17 protein-coding genes are annotated in these 16,678 nt (G+C 70.4%); 13 read left to right on the plus strand and 4 right to left on the minus strand.

Going from position 1 to position 16,678, the window contains the following annotated elements; all coding sequences use genetic code 11:
- The first annotated feature begins 47 nt into the window (after positions 1-47).
- The 4 genes from ACFP1K_RS34690 to ACFP1K_RS34705 all read left to right on the plus strand — a co-directional run bounded on the left by ACFP1K_RS34690 (position 48) and on the right by ACFP1K_RS34705 (position 5,337).
- On the plus strand, positions 48-2,141 hold the full coding sequence (locus tag ACFP1K_RS34690) for an adenylate/guanylate cyclase domain-containing protein (RefSeq protein WP_380761467.1): 2,094 nt from the start codon (positions 48-50) through the stop codon (positions 2,139-2,141).
- 54 nt (positions 2,142-2,195) lie between these two features.
- Positions 2,196-2,870 carry a Crp/Fnr family transcriptional regulator gene (locus ACFP1K_RS34695; RefSeq protein WP_380761469.1) on the plus strand — a complete coding sequence of 225 codons (675 nt, stop codon included), beginning with the start codon at positions 2,196-2,198 and terminating at the stop codon, positions 2,868-2,870.
- 78 nt (positions 2,871-2,948) lie between these two features.
- Positions 2,949-4,415 carry an MFS transporter gene (locus ACFP1K_RS34700; protein WP_380761471.1) on the plus strand — a complete coding sequence of 489 codons (1,467 nt, stop codon included), beginning with the start codon at positions 2,949-2,951 and terminating at the stop codon, positions 4,413-4,415.
- Positions 4,416-4,500: 85 nt separating this feature from the next.
- On the plus strand, positions 4,501-5,337 hold the full coding sequence (locus tag ACFP1K_RS34705) for a helix-turn-helix domain-containing protein (protein WP_380761473.1): 837 nt from the start codon (positions 4,501-4,503) through the stop codon (positions 5,335-5,337).
- Between the two features lies 1 nt (position 5,338).
- Here the strand turns inward: ACFP1K_RS34705 and ACFP1K_RS34710 are convergent, their stop codons facing one another.
- From ACFP1K_RS34710 to ACFP1K_RS34720, 3 genes are all read right to left on the minus strand, one after another.
- Positions 5,339-6,010: a TetR family transcriptional regulator gene (locus ACFP1K_RS34710; RefSeq protein WP_380761476.1), complete on the minus strand. Its 672-nt coding sequence runs from the start codon at positions 6,008-6,010 to the stop codon at positions 5,339-5,341.
- Between the two features lie 710 nt (positions 6,011-6,720).
- Entirely contained in the window at positions 6,721-6,918 is a 198-nt protein-coding gene (locus ACFP1K_RS34715) for a DUF397 domain-containing protein (RefSeq protein ID WP_380761477.1), read from the minus strand.
- Positions 6,915-7,766, minus strand: coding sequence for a helix-turn-helix domain-containing protein (locus ACFP1K_RS34720; RefSeq protein ID WP_380761479.1), 852 nt, complete (start codon positions 7,764-7,766; stop codon positions 6,915-6,917). Before ACFP1K_RS34720 ends, ACFP1K_RS34715 begins: the two co-directional genes overlap by 4 nt.
- A 126-nt stretch (positions 7,767-7,892) precedes the next feature.
- Between ACFP1K_RS34720 and ACFP1K_RS34725 the strand changes: the two genes are divergently transcribed.
- Complete coding sequence (locus ACFP1K_RS34725) at positions 7,893-8,117, plus strand: hypothetical protein (protein ID WP_380761481.1); 225 nt, start codon at positions 7,893-7,895, stop codon at positions 8,115-8,117.
- Between the two features lie 2 nt (positions 8,118-8,119).
- Here the strand turns inward: ACFP1K_RS34725 and ACFP1K_RS34730 are convergent, their stop codons facing one another.
- Complete coding sequence (locus ACFP1K_RS34730) at positions 8,120-8,398, minus strand: GntR family transcriptional regulator (protein ID WP_380761483.1); 279 nt, start codon at positions 8,396-8,398, stop codon at positions 8,120-8,122.
- 210 nt (positions 8,399-8,608) lie between these two features.
- Here ACFP1K_RS34730 and ACFP1K_RS34735 point away from each other — a divergent pair, with 210 nt between their 5' ends.
- The 8 genes from ACFP1K_RS34735 to ACFP1K_RS34770 all read left to right on the plus strand — a co-directional run.
- Positions 8,609-9,040 (plus strand): ATP-binding protein, encoded by a 432-nt coding sequence (locus tag ACFP1K_RS34735; RefSeq protein ID WP_380761485.1) that lies wholly within the window; start codon positions 8,609-8,611, stop codon positions 9,038-9,040.
- A 411-nt stretch (positions 9,041-9,451) separates the two neighbouring features.
- The gene (locus ACFP1K_RS34740) at positions 9,452-9,724 is read left to right on the plus strand and encodes a hypothetical protein (protein ID WP_380761487.1); all 273 of its coding nucleotides are present in this window, start codon (positions 9,452-9,454) and stop codon (positions 9,722-9,724) included.
- A gap of 92 nt (positions 9,725-9,816) precedes the next feature.
- A complete protein-coding gene (locus ACFP1K_RS34745; RefSeq protein WP_380761489.1) occupies positions 9,817-11,721 on the plus strand; it encodes a hypothetical protein in 1,905 nt (634 codons plus the stop codon).
- Between the two features lie 47 nt (positions 11,722-11,768).
- Complete coding sequence (locus ACFP1K_RS34750; protein WP_380761491.1) at positions 11,769-12,209, plus strand: hypothetical protein; 441 nt, start codon at positions 11,769-11,771, stop codon at positions 12,207-12,209.
- Between the two features lie 2 nt (positions 12,210-12,211).
- Complete coding sequence (locus ACFP1K_RS34755) at positions 12,212-12,604, plus strand: hypothetical protein (RefSeq protein WP_380761493.1); 393 nt, start codon at positions 12,212-12,214, stop codon at positions 12,602-12,604.
- A 69-nt stretch (positions 12,605-12,673) separates the two neighbouring features.
- Positions 12,674-15,022: a hypothetical protein gene (locus tag ACFP1K_RS34760; RefSeq protein ID WP_380761495.1), complete on the plus strand. Its 2,349-nt coding sequence runs from the start codon at positions 12,674-12,676 to the stop codon at positions 15,020-15,022.
- Between the two features lie 190 nt (positions 15,023-15,212).
- Complete coding sequence (locus ACFP1K_RS34765) at positions 15,213-15,473, plus strand: hypothetical protein (RefSeq protein ID WP_380761497.1); 261 nt, start codon at positions 15,213-15,215, stop codon at positions 15,471-15,473.
- A partial coding sequence (locus ACFP1K_RS34770; RefSeq protein ID WP_380761499.1) for a DNA translocase FtsK occupies positions 15,460-16,678 on the plus strand: 1,219 nt, incomplete at its 3' end. The genes ACFP1K_RS34765 and ACFP1K_RS34770, both read left to right, overlap by 14 nt.

The raw sequence follows: 16,678 nt of genomic DNA on the forward strand, positions 1-16,678 counted from the left end.
TTCACGTGCGTTCCCCCGGGCCGTGAATGAACGGGATAATCGGCCCCGTGCAGGGGGATTCGACCGGCGAACCGGAGGCGACCGTGCCGTCGAGCGATGAAAACGATCAAATCGCCGCGGCAGAACCGTACCTCCCACCGGCCACTCAGCCGATCCGCAGCGTCGTGTGGGCGTTCCACATGGTCGTGCCGCTGCTCGGCCTGTGGCTGCTGCTGTCGTTCCCCGCGCAGCTCAACATCCGTTGGGAGCACCCGCCGAGCCACTTCGCGCTGATCGTGGCCATCGCGGGCGTCAACGTCGTGCTCGGCCTCATGATCAGCCAGGCCGCCACCCGCCGCCAGGACGCGCGGCTGCTGCTGGTGTCGCTGGTCTTCCTCGCCTGCGCCGGGTTCTTCCTGCTGCACGGGCTGGCCACCCCCACGATCATCCTGGCCAAGGGCAGCTTCGGCTTCGACATCGGGCAGCCGGTCGGGCTGCTGGTGGCCTCGGTGCTGGCGTCCGTCTCGGCGCTGCCGCTCGGCGAGCGGGCCGCCGCCGCGGTGCTCGCCCGCGCCGACCTGCTGCGGGCCGGCCTCATCGTCCTGCTCGTCCTGTGGGGCTGGGCCTCGCTGGTGGAGGGCCTGACCCCGCTCAGCGCCCCGCCTCCGAAGGGCGGCGCGACCATCGGGGTTCTGTCCTGGGTGGGTGCCGCGCTGTTCGCCGTGGCGGCGGTGCAGATGTTCCGCATCCACCGGCGGCGGCCCTCGGTGATGCTGATCAGCCTGGTCACCGCGTACGCGCTGCTGTGCGAGTCGATGATCGCCGGGTTCTTCCGGCCCAACTGGCTGCTGTCGTGGTGGGAGTGGCACTTCCTGCTCACCATGGCGTTCGTGTTCGTCGCCTACAGCGCCTACATCCAGTTCCGCCGCGAGGGCTCCAGCCAGGGCCTGTTCGACTCGGTGGCGCTGTCGGCGACCGTGCGGCGCATCCAGGCGCGGTACGACGAGGCGCTGGAGGAGCTGGTCGGCCACCTGCGCCGCATGGGCGAGCGCGGCACCGCCGCCGGGGAGGCACCGCTGGCGACCCGGCTGGCCGGGAAGTTCCGGCTGACCGAGGGCCAGGCGGCTGTGCTGGACCGGGCGGGCCAGGCGCTCGCCGCCGAGCGGGAGCTGTCGCTGAGGCTCGGAGCCCTGGTCGACGTCGGACGCCGGGCCCGGGTGGGCCTCGGCGAGGAGGAGCTGCTGCAGGGCGCGCTGGAGCGGGTGCGGGCGGCGTACGGCGAGGTGCGGATGGGGCTCGTGCACAGCGGGCGGGTCGAGATCGGCGACCGCTCGTTCGGCGTGGGGGACTTCACCGGCGACGAGCCGGTGGCCGCCGACGGCGTCGTGGTGCACCCGCTGACCGTCAAGGGCGTGCTCGCCGGGGCGCTGGAGGTGCCGGTGGGCACCACCCGGCAGGACGAGGCGCTGGCCGCCACCCTGGCCAGCCAGCTGTCCATCGCGCTGGAGAACGCCCGGCTGTACCGCGAGCTGGAGACGCTGTTCCGGCAGTACATGTCGCCCGACGTGGCCGCGTCCCTGCTGGCCGACCCCGACCAGGCCGCGCTCGGCGGGTCGCTGGTCGAGCTGACGGCGCTGTTCGCCGACCTCAAGGGCTTCACGTCCTTCTCGGAGAAGGTCACGCCCGGCGAGATCGTCGAGATGCTGAACCGCTACCACACCGCCGCGGTGCCCTGCGTGCTGCGGCACGGCGGGACCATCGTGCAGTTCGTCGGGGACGCGCTGCTCGCGTTGTTCAACGCCCCCGCCGAGCAGGAGCGGCACGCCGAGATGGCCGCCAGGGCCGGGCTGGCGATGCAGGCGGAGGCCGAGAAGATCGCCGCGGGCAACCCCGGCTACCCCCGCTTCCGGGTCGGCATCAACACCGGCATGGCGCTGGTCGGCAACATCGGCAGCCCCGAGCTGCGCGGCTTCAACGCGATGGGCGACGCGGTGAACGTCGCGGCCCGCTTCGAGGCGCTGGCCGAGCCCGGCACGGTGGTGATCGGGGCGGCCACCCGCGACCAGATCGGCCCGGCCGCGACTGTCCGCCCCCTCGGCCCGCTCACCCTGAAGGGCAAGGCGAAGAGCGTGGAGGCGTTCGTGCTCACCTCCCTGGACTGACCCGCGCGACGGCGCCGGGGATAATCGGAGCCGCACCAGGAAATTGGAGGAACAATGATGTCCTCGCCGGCTCCCGAACCAGGCGAATTCCTGTCATTGCTCACCGAAGAAGAGATCGCCGACCTGCGGGAAGGCGGGCGCAAGCGGCGCTGGGACCGCGGCGCCACCGTGATGTCGGAGGGCGACACCTCCGACTGGGCGCTGATCCTCACCGCGGGCCGGGTCAAGGTGTCCTCGCACACCGCCAGCGGCACCGAGGTCGTGCTCGCCATCCGCGGCCCGGGTTCCCTGCTCGGCGACATGTCGGTGATCAGCGGCGAGCCCCGGTCCGGCACGGTGACCGCGCTGGAACCCGTCGAGGGCTACGTCGTGCGCGACTTCGCCGGGTTCCTCCACGACCACGGCCGGGTCGCGGTGCTGCTGCTCCAGATGGTCGTGGGGCGGCTGCGCGACTCCGACCGCAAGCGCATCGAGTTCGGCGCCTTCGACACCACCGGCCGGGTGGCGACGCGGCTGGTCGAACTCGCCGAGCGCTTCGGCGAGCCGACCAACGGCGGCGTGAAGGTGGCGCTGCCGTTGTCCCAGGACGAGCTGGCGGGCTGGACCGGCGCCTCCCGGGAGGCGGTCAGCAAGGCCCTGCGCTCGCTGCGCGACCGCGGGCTGATCGAGACCGGCCGCCGCCGCGTGATCATCTACGACCTGGACGGGCTGCGCAAGCGCGCACGCTGACCTCGTCGGCGGACATGTCCGAATAACTCCTATAGGGCCGCCTAAAGTGGACGTACGCCGTACGTCAAACTGGTACGCATGGTCGCACCCCCCGAGACCACGGTCCCCCTTCCCGGCACCCCCGAGTACGCCAGGAAGCTGCGCCACGCCTGGCGGGTCTGCTCGGTCACCAGCCTCGGCCTCGTGCTCATCGGCATCAACGCCAGCACCCTCAACGTGGCCCTGCCCGCCGTGGTGCGCCACTTCGAGGCGGGCGCGTTCGCCGCCTCGTGGATCCTGCTGTCGTACCTGCTGGTCAACACCACCACGCTGGTCTTCTTCGGCCGGGTCGCCGACCTGCTCGGCCGTCGTGAGGTCTACCTCATCGGGTTCGTGCTGTTCACCCTGTGCTCGCTGCTGGCCGGGCTGTCCCCCGACGTGGGCTTCCTGATCGCCATGCGCGCCCTCCAGGGGCTCGGGTCGGCGATGATCCTCGCCAACGGCACCGTCATCATCACCGACGCCTTCCCGCCCGACCGTCTCAGCCAGGGCATGGGCGTCTACATCGGCACCCTCTCCGTGGCCCAGCTGGCGGGCCCCACCCTCGGCGGGCTGGTCGCCGACACTCTCGGCTGGCAGTGGGTGTTCTGGCTGAACGTCCCTGCGGGGGTGCTCGGCCTGGTCTGGGGGTGGATCACCCTGCGCCGGGTGCCGCCCGGCCCGCGCACCCCCATCGACCTGGCGGGCAACCTGATCGTCTTCGCCGCGCTGTCCGCCGTGCTGATCGCGCTGTCCGAGGCGGGCTCCCGGGGCCTCGCCAGCCCCGTGGTCCGCGCCGGCCTGCTGACCTTCCTGATCCTGCTCCCTCTGCTCCTGCTCGCCGAACGCCGCGCCTCCCACCCCGTGCTGGACCCGAGGCTGTTCGGCCGCCGCATGCTCACCTACGCCAACCTGGCCTCGTTCTGCACGGCACTGTCGAGGTCGGCGCTGGTGCTGCTGGTCGCCCTGTACTTCCAGGCCGCCCGGGGCATCGACGCCTTCACCGCCGCCCTCGGCGTGCTGCCCGTCCCCATCGGCATGGCGCTGGCCTCTCCCCTGGCCGGGGCGCTCGGCCGCCGGATCTCGCCGTACACCCTGTCCGTCACCGGTTGCGCGATGAACTGCGCCGGCCTGCTGACCCTGACCCTCTCGACCGGCACGGACACCCCGTACTGGCTGATCGGCACGGGCCTGTTCCTGGCGGGCGCGGGCAACGGCGCGTTCCTCACCGGCAACACCACCCAGGTGATGGCGGCCCTCCCGCCGGGCGGCCTGGGCGTCGTCAACGGCTTCCGCCTGATGATCATGAACGTGGGCATCGTCCTGAGCGTCGCCACCACCCTCAGCGTCCTCACCGGCACCCTCACCCCCGCCCTGCGCGACCTCGTCTACGCGGGCACCCTGTCCAGACTGTCCCCGGTGGCCGTGGACCACCTGATGACCGGCTTCACCCGCACCTACGTGGTCCTGACCGCCGTCGCCACGGCCGGCCTGCTGTGCGCGGCCCTGGCGCGCACTCCCCGTTGAACCACCCGGCCGCGGCGGTTTGCCCGGCCCACCCTGGGAGTGACAGGGACAGTCAGCGCGGCCGGGCGGTGCTTAACCTGGAACCGTGGACAAGGCCAACGCGCTCGGCGAGTACCTCCGCGCGCGGCGGGACCAGGTCCGGCCCGAGGAGGTCGGGCTGATCGCCGGTGGGCGCAGGCGGGTCGCCGGTCTGCGTCGTGAGGAACTGGCGTTGCTGGCCGGCATCAGCTCCGACTACTACCTGCGCCTGGAGCAGGGCCGGGACCGGCGTCCGTCCGTCCAGGTGCTCGACGCGCTGGCCGAGGCGCTGCGGCTGGACGCGACCGCCACCGCCCACCTGCACGACCTGGCCCGTCCCAGGCCGCGCCGCCGGGGCCGCCCGCACGCCGAGCGGGTCCCCGCCGGGATCGCGCAGTTCCTGGAGCAGCTGCCGATGCCCGCCTACGTCTGCGGCAAGTACATGGACGTGCTGGCGGCCAACCCCCTCGCCCGCGCGCTGTCCCCCAACTTCACCCCCGGCCGCAACGTACTGCGCCAGGTTTTCCTGGACCCGGGCGACCGCGAGCTGCACCTGGACTGGGACCGCGCCACCGCGAGCGTGGTCGGCAGCCTGCGTGCCACCGCCGGGACCGACCCCGAGGACCCGCACCTGGCGTCGCTGGTCGGCGAGCTGTCGCTGCGCAGCGAGCGTTTCCGCACGCTGTGGGCTCGCGCCGAGGTCGGCCACCGCAGGGACGGCACCAGCCACATGCGTCATCCGCAGGTCGGCGAGCTGTGCCTGCGGCGCGACAAGCTCGACGTCACCGGCACCGACGGGCTGCGCCTCGTCGTCTACCACGCGGAACCCGGCTCGGCCAGCGCCGAGGCGCTCTCCCTGCTCGGGTCCATCGCGGCCACCGACGCCCGCGACGGGAGGGCCTAGGTCACTCCGGCTTCTCCCGGCCGGCGGCCATGGCCTCGACGCCGCTCAGCATCACGTCGATGCCGAAGCTGAAGTAGTGCTCGACGTCCACCGGGCCGGCGGCGATCGTGCCGTACTCGACGACGTGGGGGAAACGGCCGCGGGGCAGGGCCTCCAGGCGCAGGGCGTGCTGGCGGCGGCGTTCGGCCTCGTCCCGCTCGGGGCCCTTGGGGCAGTCGGGACGGCCCTTGACCAGGCCGATGGTGCCGTTCAGCAGGTATGACGAGATGTAGAAGCTCTCGCTGATCGTGAAGCCGGCCGTGGTGAGGACGTCCAGGGCGGCCTCGGTGGCGCGGTTGAAGCTGTCGACGGAGTGCTTGTCGACGACCGCGGTGAGGATGTCCGGCAGCGAGCGGTGCTCGCGCATCGCGTGCACGACGGCCTCCACCAGCACGCGCAGCCGGTCGCGCCAGGGGTCGTCCGGCGAGACCCCTGCGGTGACCCCGCCGAGGACGTGCTCGGCGAGGGCCGCCATCAGCTCGTCCTTGTTCTTGAAGTGCCAGTACAGCGCCATCGGGGTGACGCCGAGGCGGGCCGCGAGACGCCGGATGGTGACCGCGTCCACGCCCTCCTCGTCGGCCAGTGCCATCGCCTGGTCGATCACGGTGTCCCGGGTCAGCTTGTCTGCGGCCACTTGACAACTATACGCCGTACGGGGTCTCCTATACACCGTACTTGTACGTCGTACATGTACTGCGTAGAGGAGAGCTTTCTGATGAACCGTCGATGGTGGGCGCTGGTGGCCGTCTCCCTGGCCACCTTCATGACTTACCTTGACAGCAAGGGCGGCAAAACGCATGTAGAACGACCGCGTGCAGATGGGCGGGCACCGTAGCGTGCACCGTAGCGTGCAGCAGAGTGTGCAATAGGTGGCCTGACATGGCCTGGACGGCAAATGTGACGAAAGATGCTGACTATTTGAGGAACGTTGGAGGGCGAGGCCTCCATTGTCACGCAGTCTTACGGCCTGCAAGATCTTCGGATACGGGGCCGCCGCAATGCCATCCTCCTGTCGGGGGAGGAACATCGGCGCAGGCGACGACCCCTCGGGGTGTGGTTCCCGCAGTGCAGGGGTGCGGGGCCACCCCCGCTCGTCCGCGCACCAGAGACGTGGACGTTGCAGCAGATGTTAGTGCTCCCCGCGCGGAATATCGCGGTTCGACGCCAAATGAGATCAGATGCACTCAACCTGACGTGATGAGAGCAGATGGCCAGCTCGCAGCAGCAGCGATCCCGCGCCGCCGCACCCTCGCTGGCTTCGAACAGTGAATCGAATTACCATCACAGGGCTTGGGTAAAGCGACGGCCCCCGGCGGACACCGCCGGGGGCCGTCGCCGTCTGGGTTAGAGCTGGTCTCCGCGGAGGCCGGCGGTGAACGCCCGCCAGGCGCCCGAGGAGAACTGCAGCACCGGGCCGCCTGTCACCTTGGAGTCACGTACAGCCCTGGCGCCTCCGTCGAGGTCGGCCACCTCGACGCAGTTTTCGTTGGTCCCGCTGTGCCGGCTCTTACGCCAGAGCGGAGGCTGAGTGCTTGGGTTCATGTTCCTCGCCCTTTCTCAAGTCTGTCCTGCAGCTCGGCCATATGACTGATCGACTCGTCAGGAGTCAGGGCAGCCGATATGACATGGCTGAAGATGAGCGTATAACGCTGTACATCTCCCGGGTTCTCCATGAACAGGGAGTTCACAGCACCTTCCACGTGGACCAGAGGAGTGTCCTCCGGCGACGCGAAGTCAAGAATCTCAAACCCACCATCAACGCCTGGATGCGCCCCCGCCACAAGCGGCAACACCTGGATCGTGATGCGCGGCCAGGCCGCCATTTCGACCAGATGCCGGAGCTGAGCTCGCATCACGTCGGCGCCGCCGACAAGGCGCAGCAGGGCGGCCTCGTCGATGACTGCCCACAGGTCGGGAGGGTTTTCGCGCTCCAGGATTTTCTGCCGGGCGCGGCGGCCCTCCGCCTTTCGCTGGATAACGCTTTCGTCTGCCGGGAGCACTCCGCGCTGCAGGAGCGCGACTGTGTAGTCGAGGGTCTGCAGCAGGCCGGGGACGACGCTGGTTTCGCACGTCCGGATCAGGGTCGCAGCGTTCTCGAAGCCGGCCAGGGAGGTGGGGAAGATGTCCTTGTAGCTTGCCCACCAGCCCTTGATCCTGGATTGGCGGGCCAGGTCCAGGAGTGCTTCGCGCTCGGGATCGGTGACGCCGTAGTAGGTGAGGAGCCTGGCGACGTTGCCGATGTCGGCACGCTGCCATTTGCCTTGCTCGTAGTAGCCGAGCCGCCCAGCTGACCACCCCATGGCCTTGGTGACCTCGGCTCCGGTCTTGCCGGCTTCCGTGCGGAGGCGTACGAGCTCGCGGCTGAGCCGACGGAGCTGGACGGAGGTCATGGGCGCCTTCCGGGCAAACTGGTACTAAATAGGGCATATTTGCTATTCGATTTTTGCTATTGAAATTCTACCGGAAGGGCGTCACGATGGGTATGGCAATCAACCACATCCAGTGAGGTCGAAAGTATGGCACCCTCAGACGCCCCAGCGGCAGCCTTACGCGACGAACACCTCACCTGGACCATCTTTCAGACCAGCGCCGGCCGCTGGTGGGCCATCAGGAAAAACCCCCTCCAGGCACACCTCGCCCAAGGAGCCTGCGTCGCCAGCCTCGACGCCCCCGATCTGGAAGCCCTCACCCGGCTTCTCGACCAGCAGCACGCCTGCCACCAGCAGGAGGTGACCGTGTGATGCTACAGATCATCCATCGGCAGCCACTTCTCACGCGGCTCAACCACCGTGCCGACGCCCTGCTCGATCCTGAGCACCCTCTTCTCGATCAAGTACCACACGGACTGCCGAATGGTGTCTCGGGACAGCTCGAACTCCTCGTTCAGCTGACGCTGACTGGGGATGCGCCTCCCCGGGGGGTATCTCCCGCTCTCGATCCGCTCGCGCAGTTCTTGTACGAGCTGCTTCCACTTAGCGCTGCCCTCCGCCCAGACCGGGGACCCTCGCTCCCATTGGATCATGTGGGGAACCGTAGACGGGAGCCCCCGAGGCCCCTCATCCGTCCCCGGGTGCCCACCGGTACCGACGGGTACCCCCGGGTACCCCCCGGTACCTACCACGCCACTCTGTCAATCCTTCTGCGGTGCACCGTGCCCGTCTGCAGAAGCCCGCGGTCCTCGGGCACATCGTCCCCTCGGGCGGGCGCCCGGGGATCGCACATGGAGAGCCCCATGACCTCCCCACGCGAAGAATGCTGGGACCTACCAGCGGACCTAAGCGCGGTCAGCAAGGTACGCGAGATGGTAGGTAGCGCCCTCACCGACTGGGGCGCCGACACCGAACTCATCGATGACGCCGTGCTCATCTTCGGTGAGCTCTGCGGCAACGCCTTTCGCCACGGCACCTCGCCGGTCACCGTCAAACTGCGCTTCTCCGGCCAAAAGATCTACGGCGAGGTCACCGACGGCGGGTCCACCTTCGTTCCTCGCCAGCGGACAGTCACCGCCCAGGACGAGGGTGGCCGGGGACTGATGATCGTCGAGGCCCTTGCCGACCAGTGGGACGTCCAGGCGTGCGGCGGCGCCGGGAAAACGGTGTGGTTCTTCTGCTCGTCCCCCAACCTTCGAGCAGCCACGAACGCGCCCACACGCGCGTGGCCCTGAGCTGCGGCTCTGTCTGCCTCGGGCAAGGCGGGCGGAGTCGCCGGGTGGCCCTCGGATTCGCAGGGGTCCAGGGCCACCCACCACCCCCAGCGCCTGCCATGGCAGCCCTCACGCCAGCAGGCCCTCCCGATGTCCGGCCGGGGTATCGCTCACCTCCCGCTCCCCGGGGGAGGCAGAGCACCCCGGCTGGACCCGACTAGGAGCACCCTTGAACGACGACCAACACGCGACCACCCCCCTCGATGCCATCTGGCTGACAGGCCGACGTCGCACCCACGACCCCAGCCGATGGGACCCCACTGCCTGGTTGGGCCTGAACGGTCCAAGGCCTGACAGCATCACCACCGCACACGTCACCCCGCCTGGCAGCCAGGCGGGGCTTTCCGCATTCATCGCCCCCTGGAGCTGCTCATGACCGCCGCCACCTCCCCGGCCCGCCTCAAGGCTGGGACCACGGTGCTCTACGTCATCACCCTGCAGGCCGAAGTGCCCATCACGCTGGGAGACCGCCAGGAGACCCGGGTGATCACCCAGACGATCGCCAACGAGATCACTGTCACGGCCGACATGACGTCGCTCCAGCTGTTCGACCTGGCCCGCACCGGACTCGCCCCCGAGCCGCTACGCGACGGGGTGGTTCTCCACTACAGCACGCACCCCCAGTACGCCGCCGCGCCCGCCTGAGCGCAGAAAACCCCCGCCGGCGCGCCAACGCCGGCGGGGGGCCTTCCACGAACCGGACCTGGATGAGAGGCCCGATCCAAGTGCAGACAGTAATGCAGAACATCGGTGCGTACATCACCACGTTCTTCGCCGCCATACCCACCGAGGTGTGGCAAACCATCGCCGCCGCAGCAACCGTCGTCTTCCTGGTCGTGGCGCTACGGCTCCTCCCGCGCGCGTGGCGCGCCACCCGGCGACTCCTGGCGACCCGCCCGGCCGAGGACCACCTCACGGTCATCGCCGCCTGCATCGCCACCGGCGTGTCCGCCCAGGGCATGTGGCGTTTCACCGGCGACGTCCTCGGCTTCGACGGGCCGCTGCAGCTGCTGCTGTTCTCGTTCATCGAGGTCGCCGTCATCACCAGCGCGGTGCGTGCCCGCCGGAACATGCGGGAGAACTTCTCCGCGGGCATCGACGGCATCGCCGTCTGGGTGCTCACCAGCCTGACCGCCGTACTGTCCGCCCTCGACGCCCGCAGCATGGCAGAGGCCATCTTCCGGCTCGCCGCCCCGCTGGTAGCCGCGTGGCTGTGGGAGCGCGGCATGGCCATCGAGCGGCACCGCATCTCCGGCCGGGCCCGTATCCGGTGGCGGATGACCCCCGAGCGGGTGCTGGTCTGGCTCGGCCTGGCCGACGCGAGCGACCGCACCGCCGGCGAGATCGACACCCAGCGCCGCCTGACCCGGGTCACCCTCGCCGCCAGGACCCTGCGTGCGCTGCGAGACATGGGAGCATCTGACCGCAAGGTGCGGCGAGCCCAGGCCCGCCTGGAGCGTCTGGCCGCGGCCGCTCACACGCACACCGGTCTCGCCCGCGACCCGGAACTACAGCGGCGGGTCGCAGCCGAGACCGCTGCGCTGCGCAGCGTGCCCGCGCTGGCGGACGTCGAGCCGCACTCGGAGTGGGCCCCGGCCGCGCCGCAGCGCTCGACCTCCGCTGAGGCCGGTGCGGACGATGACGTCGCGGGCCGCCCGTACGGGCTGACCGTACGGGATGGCCACGTGAACGGAACCCGTACGGCACCCGCATGGCCGAAGGTGACGCCGTACGGGTTCGCACACCGTACGGCCGCCATGCCGTACGGGCCGTACGGCACAAGTGCATTCGCGGGCGCCCGTACGGGTGCGGTGTTCCACCTCCCCCCGCCCCGGAGCGCCGAGGCGCCCGTCATCGATCAGGCGGCGCTTACGAGCCAGATCCAGGACGGAGTCACAGAGGCCGTGCAGAGCCTGGGAGCCGATCTCTTACAGGCCTTACGAGAACTGCCCGTACGGCCCGACTCCCGTACGGAGGACGACCGTACGGCCCGTACGCCGCGGGCACCGGCGAAACCCGCGGCGATGAGCCGTACGGCCTTCCTCGCTCACGTACGTGATCAGATCCTCAGGGCGGCCGAACGAGGCGACCGGTGGGACGCGGACTATCCATCGCTGACGGCCCTGGCTCGTCGTCCTCTGACATGGGTGGAGGACGCGGTCCGTACAGCCCAGCGCGGCGTTCTCGGGCAGCCGGAGCATGTACGGCCCTCTCCCCGTACGGGGCCGCGGCCGCAAGGGCGTACGGACGCCGACCCGTACGCAGACGCGGACGAGGTACAGGAGGGCCATGCGGCCGGTGCGTCCCGTACGGGCTACGGCAGCGAGCGCGGGAGCCAAGACCGTACGAGTCATACGGGCGATGCGGGTCGTACGGAGGATGACCCAGCGGGCAGCCACGTCACCGATGACCGCTTCCGTGCCGACGGCTGCGAGGAGCACGCTGCCGCACCGCGTACGGGCAGCTGTACGGGGTGCGCCCGCATCTTCCGAGCGGCGTTCGTCGACGAGCTCCGTCGGCAGATCTCCCGGGGCGTCTGGAGAGACCGTCCTCCGTACGGCTACCTGAAGCGGCTCAGCGGCCGCAGCCAGTCCTGGCTGGAGAAGGCCGTACGCGAAGCACGCCTCAATGCAACCGCCTGACCCGCCAACCACCCTGAACCCCTCAACCATGATCGAAAGGGGCCGACATGACACCACTTAGCTGGCTCCTCGCAGCTGTGGCTGTGCTCCTCGCCGGGAAGCGCCGCTCACGATACGACGGCGTCTCGCCAGTCATCTGGTGGCGCGAGCAGCGCATGCACCGCCGGCCCGCGCACATCCTCGGCCGCCTGATGAAGGTCGTGGCCGCGGTGTTCGCCCTCGTCGGTGCGTTCACCATCGGCGCCCTGCTCATCGGGGTGCTGGTCGCCGCCGCGCTGCTCAGCGCCCTGCTGTTCGTGGCGTGGTGGAAGCTGCGCGCCGCGGCGCGTGCCTGCGTGCCGCACACCTACCCCGTCGAGCGCCTGGACATCCAGTCGCCGTTCGACGACGAACCGGCCCGGCCGCCCAGGCGGGGCCCGGTATCGCTCCGGCCGCTCCCCGGGCTGCGGCCCGGCCGCCACGACGACACCGCCGAGATGGAGGTGTGACGGTGGCACGCCGCGCGGCCGACCTGGCCAACGTTCCCACCCGCACCCCCGAGCAGGTGCGCAACTACTGCCGACACGTCGACGAACTACTCACGGACATGATCAACGAGTTCACACAACGCCGCCTTGAGCTGCAGCGGCGTATCCACTTCCTGCTCAAGCACGCACACAAGAAGGGCATCGGATCCGGTGAGGACAAGTGGATCCGGTCCATGGCCATCACCTCGGGCCTGCTGACCGCCGCGCTTGGCCTGCGCATGGCCCGGGCGGGGGCCCGGCGCGTCTATCCCACCCTTGAGCGGCTCGCGGGTGCCGAGATCGACGGCCTGCGTGACCTGAAGTACGGCAAGGGCAAGGGCCGGCCCAAGCACGACGAAGAGAAGTTCGAGGTCTGACCCATGCCTCGAATCGCGATGTCCTCAGAGGTGCGTGAAGCCAGGCGTCAGGACCGGCTGGACCGCCGTATGCGCAAGCACTTGGGCGAGCAGGGCGTGACGATCGGCGGCGAGATGTCCGCCGTGTGGCGGGCTCTGGCGCCGTGGGCGATCCTGCTCACCACGCTCATCGTGGCGCCGGCGGCGTCGCTGGCCGCCGACCTGGCCGACATGCGGCTGTTCCTCACCGTGTGCGTGAGCGTCGCCGGCATCGTCTCGCTGTACGTCTCGGCCGACCTGACCAAGGGCCGCCGCCTTCTCGGCCGGGCCCACGAACTCCTCAACGTCGTCGGCGTGTACGGCCTGGTGCTCTACAACGTCGCCTGGGGCACCGACCAGTACGTACTCGCCGGGGGGCTGATCTTCGGCGCCACCAGCGCCTGGCTATGGAACCGCCGGCACACCAGCACAGCGATCCGCGAACTGGAACGCACCGCCAGCGGTAACGGCACGGCGCACGACGCCGTCTCAGGCGAGTGGCAGGCGTTCGCGGCCGAGCACCTGCCACAGGTCGCCGACTCCCGGATGACCGTGTTCAAGAACACCGCAGAGGTGGCAGTGGCGGGCCTGGAGATGGGGCCCGCCGGTGTGCCCGAGGACCTCGCCGGGATCACCGACCGGATCGGCCGGTTCTTCGGCGGCATCGCCGGCGGCACCACCCTGGCTATCGGCGAGAAACTTGACAAGGTCGGCATCACCGTGACCCGGAAAGACCCGCTCAAGGACCCGATCCTCTGGCAGGGCCCTCAGGGCATGGGCGAGTCGATCGTCGAGCCCATCGGTGGCCTGGGCTTGTACCGCGACCTACTGCCCCTGGAACTGCTGCTGCCGCATGTCGCCGGAGAAACCCTGCTGGACGAGGACAAGCAGCAGTCGCACATGCTCATGATCGGCATGTCGCGGACCGGTAAGGGCGACGCCGGGGATCTGATCGGCAGCAACGTGGCGTTGCGCAAGGACGCCGCGACGATTCTCCTCGACGCGGTCAAGGCCGACCAGCAGCTGGGTGTCATCGGCGACACCGCGGCGTACGTCCTGCCGTCCGCGTCGGCGATCCGATCGTTCTTGTGGAAGCTGGTGAACGTCACGATCCCGCGGCGGGCCGCGTTCCTCGGCAACCCCAGCCTCAACCCGCTCGGCAAGCAGCTCAGGGAATGGACCCCGGGGTGTGGTCTGACGTGGCTGCTCGTGCACGCCTATGAGGCGGCCGCCCTGTACGGGAACAAGAACCTGACGTTGATCACCGAACGGGCCGCGTCGGTCGGGATCCAGCTGGTCATCGAGGCGCAGAAGGGCATCCACGACCGCCTCGACACCAACGCCCGTTCCAACGCCGCCGACCTCATCCACTTCGGCTGCCACGACCGCGACGACGCCGAACTGACGATCGACCCCGAGCTGATCCAGATCGGGGTAACGCCGTGGGTGTGGAAGAACAAGCGCCCCGGGTCGGCGTACGTCCTGCTGTCGCACCTGCCGCTGTCCAGGCAGCTCATCCCCGCCCGGTTCGCCCGGAAAGCCCGCGACGGGTCCGACATCGCCGCGGCGTGGGCCGAGTACCGCCACCTGGCCGGGCGGCTCGACCCGCTCACCGCGGCGACGTTCGGTGAGCCGTACGAGAAGTTCGCCGCCGCCCGGGCCACGGCCGCCGACAGGGCCCCGCGGCAGCACTCGTTCGCCCCCCGCCCAGGACCACGCCCGGCGACGGTCCAGGGCGCCGTGCTGCTCGACGAGCGGCCGATCCCCCTCGCCGAGGTGCACGGCACGCCGGCGCACAAGCCGTTCACGGCCAGGCACAGCACACCCGATGCTCCCGACCCCGCGCCCTTGCCGGAGACCGGATTCCACCTGGACGACAGCGACGGCGACGAGGCTCCCCCGAGCCCGCAGGAAGAGGCCGAGGAACTCGCGCGGGTCGCCGAAGAGGTCATTGGCGATATAGCGGCCGAGTTGGAGGGGCACGCCGAAGCCGGTGAGGTCCTGAACACCGTCGTCGACGCAATGGAGCAGTTGGACGACGACCCTGTCGGCCCGCCCGGGCAGCCGCGCGACGACATCGAGTTCCCTGACGTCGACCCCGACCTGGACCCCGACGGCACCCGTTTCCGGATGATCGTCGACCGGAGCGAAGCGATCAACATCCTCCTCGACGTACTTCGCACCGTGGTCGGCGAGGGCAACACCTTCCAGCCGCGGGTGCTGTACGACGAGCTCGCCCGGCGAGCCCGCAAGAGCGACTCCTGGGTGCGCAAGTGCCTGCCCCTGCTCATGCGGTGGGGCTGCATCTCCGAGACCGACAAGTTCGGTGAGTACGAGGTCATCCACACCCGCCGCGGCGACCTCGTGGACTACACAGCGTCACCGGAGGGGGAGCTGTGACGCGTCACAGCCCGAGCTGTGCCTCGGAACGGCAGATTCGGACGAAGTCCCTGTGCGGCCCGCCCCCCTTAAGAACACGAGGCCGCACAGCCCGAACGTCACAGTCGGCCGCACACCTCCGCCCGCCCCGTACGCGGCTCGGCGCCCGCGCACGGACCGTAACCACCGAAGATCACGAACGGAGCCCGCGATGCACCCCCTCCACAGCCCCGACGACAACGACACGCCCCCCGGCAGGCAGCATTTACCTCCCCGCCGCCCGCTCGTTCCGCCTCGCCGCGGCCGCTGGACCACGGCGCGCGTGACCTTCGCCGGCGTGTGCGTCGCGCTCGCGGTCGTCGTCGCGCTCGCGCCGGCCTGGCAGCTGAAGCTCGGCGCGGCCGCGATCCTGGTGCTGCTGATCTCCTTCGCCGTGCTGATGCGGGGGAGTGGTGACCATGGGCGCCGGTAAGCGGCCGCCGCCCCGCGGCTCACGGTCGTCACGGCCGGGGGGTGCCCGCCGCCCGGCGCGGCGCGGCACCACCACCAAGATCGTTACAGCGGTGGGCAACGGCCTCGGCGCCGCCATCCGCTCCGCCGCCGGCGGCCCCGACCACGTCGACCCCCGGGACCGCCGCGACCCCACCGCCCTCGGCCTGCTCGCCGCGGCAGCCGCCCTCTGGCTGCTCGGCGACGGACACGCCAGCACACCACTCACCGCGCTGCTCGGCGACACCCCCATCAGCGCCCTACTCCGCGCGGCCGCCGTGACGCTGCAGATCATCACCGGCGTGCCGCCGCTCTCGGCCGCTCTGCTCGCCTGGGCCGCGCTGCGCCTGTTCCGCCGCCCCGACCAGCACCAGGTCACGCTGCGCCGCGGCGTCGGCCTCACCGGGATCACCGCGGCCGTGCTCGGCGCCGTCCACCTGCTGCACGGCACGCCGCTGCCCGGCACCGAGCAGTCCTGGCTCCGGGTCGCCGACGCCGGCGGGCTCATCGGCCTGGCGCTGTCCTGGCCCGCGCTGTACATCACCCCCGTCCCCGCCGCCGTCCTGCTGCTCGCGATCGCCGCGGGCAGCGCGCGCCTGGTCCTCACGGCCGCAGGGCCCGCGGCGCGCCGGACACCCGCCGGACCGGCGGCGCGCCGGATACCCGGCGAGTGTCCGGCCCCCCGCGCGGCCCGCCCGCCACGCGCTGCCCGGCCCACGCCCCTCGAACTCGACAACGCCGACGCGACAGGACCCGACGAGCAACACGCGCCCGATGAGCACGACGAGCGCCAGGACACCCCCGAGGGCGGCGACCGGCCGTCGCCCGCTCCGGACCCCACGCCCCCTCCGCCGCGCCCCGCACCACCTGCCCCGCGCGAGACGACACCCGCCGCGCCCGGCGCATACCTCGCCCCCGCGCTCAGCTCGCTCGCCAAGGGCAGACCACCCCGGCCTCAGACTCCGGAGAACACCACCGTCGCCGTAGCACTCAGGGGCGTGCTGGAAGAGTTCGGCATCGACGCCCAGGTGACCGCCTTCACCCGCGGCCCCACGGTCACCCGGTACGAGATCGAGCTCGGGCCGGCGGTAAAGGTGGAGAAGGTCACCGCGCTCACCAAGAACATCGCGTACGCGGTCAAGTCCGCCGACGTCCGCATCCTGTCCCCGATCCCCGGCAAGTCGGCCA

The sequence above is a fragment of the Sphaerisporangium aureirubrum genome, from assembly GCF_042658925.1.
Lineage (GTDB): Bacteria > Actinomycetota > Actinomycetes > Streptosporangiales > Streptosporangiaceae > Sphaerisporangium > Sphaerisporangium aureirubrum.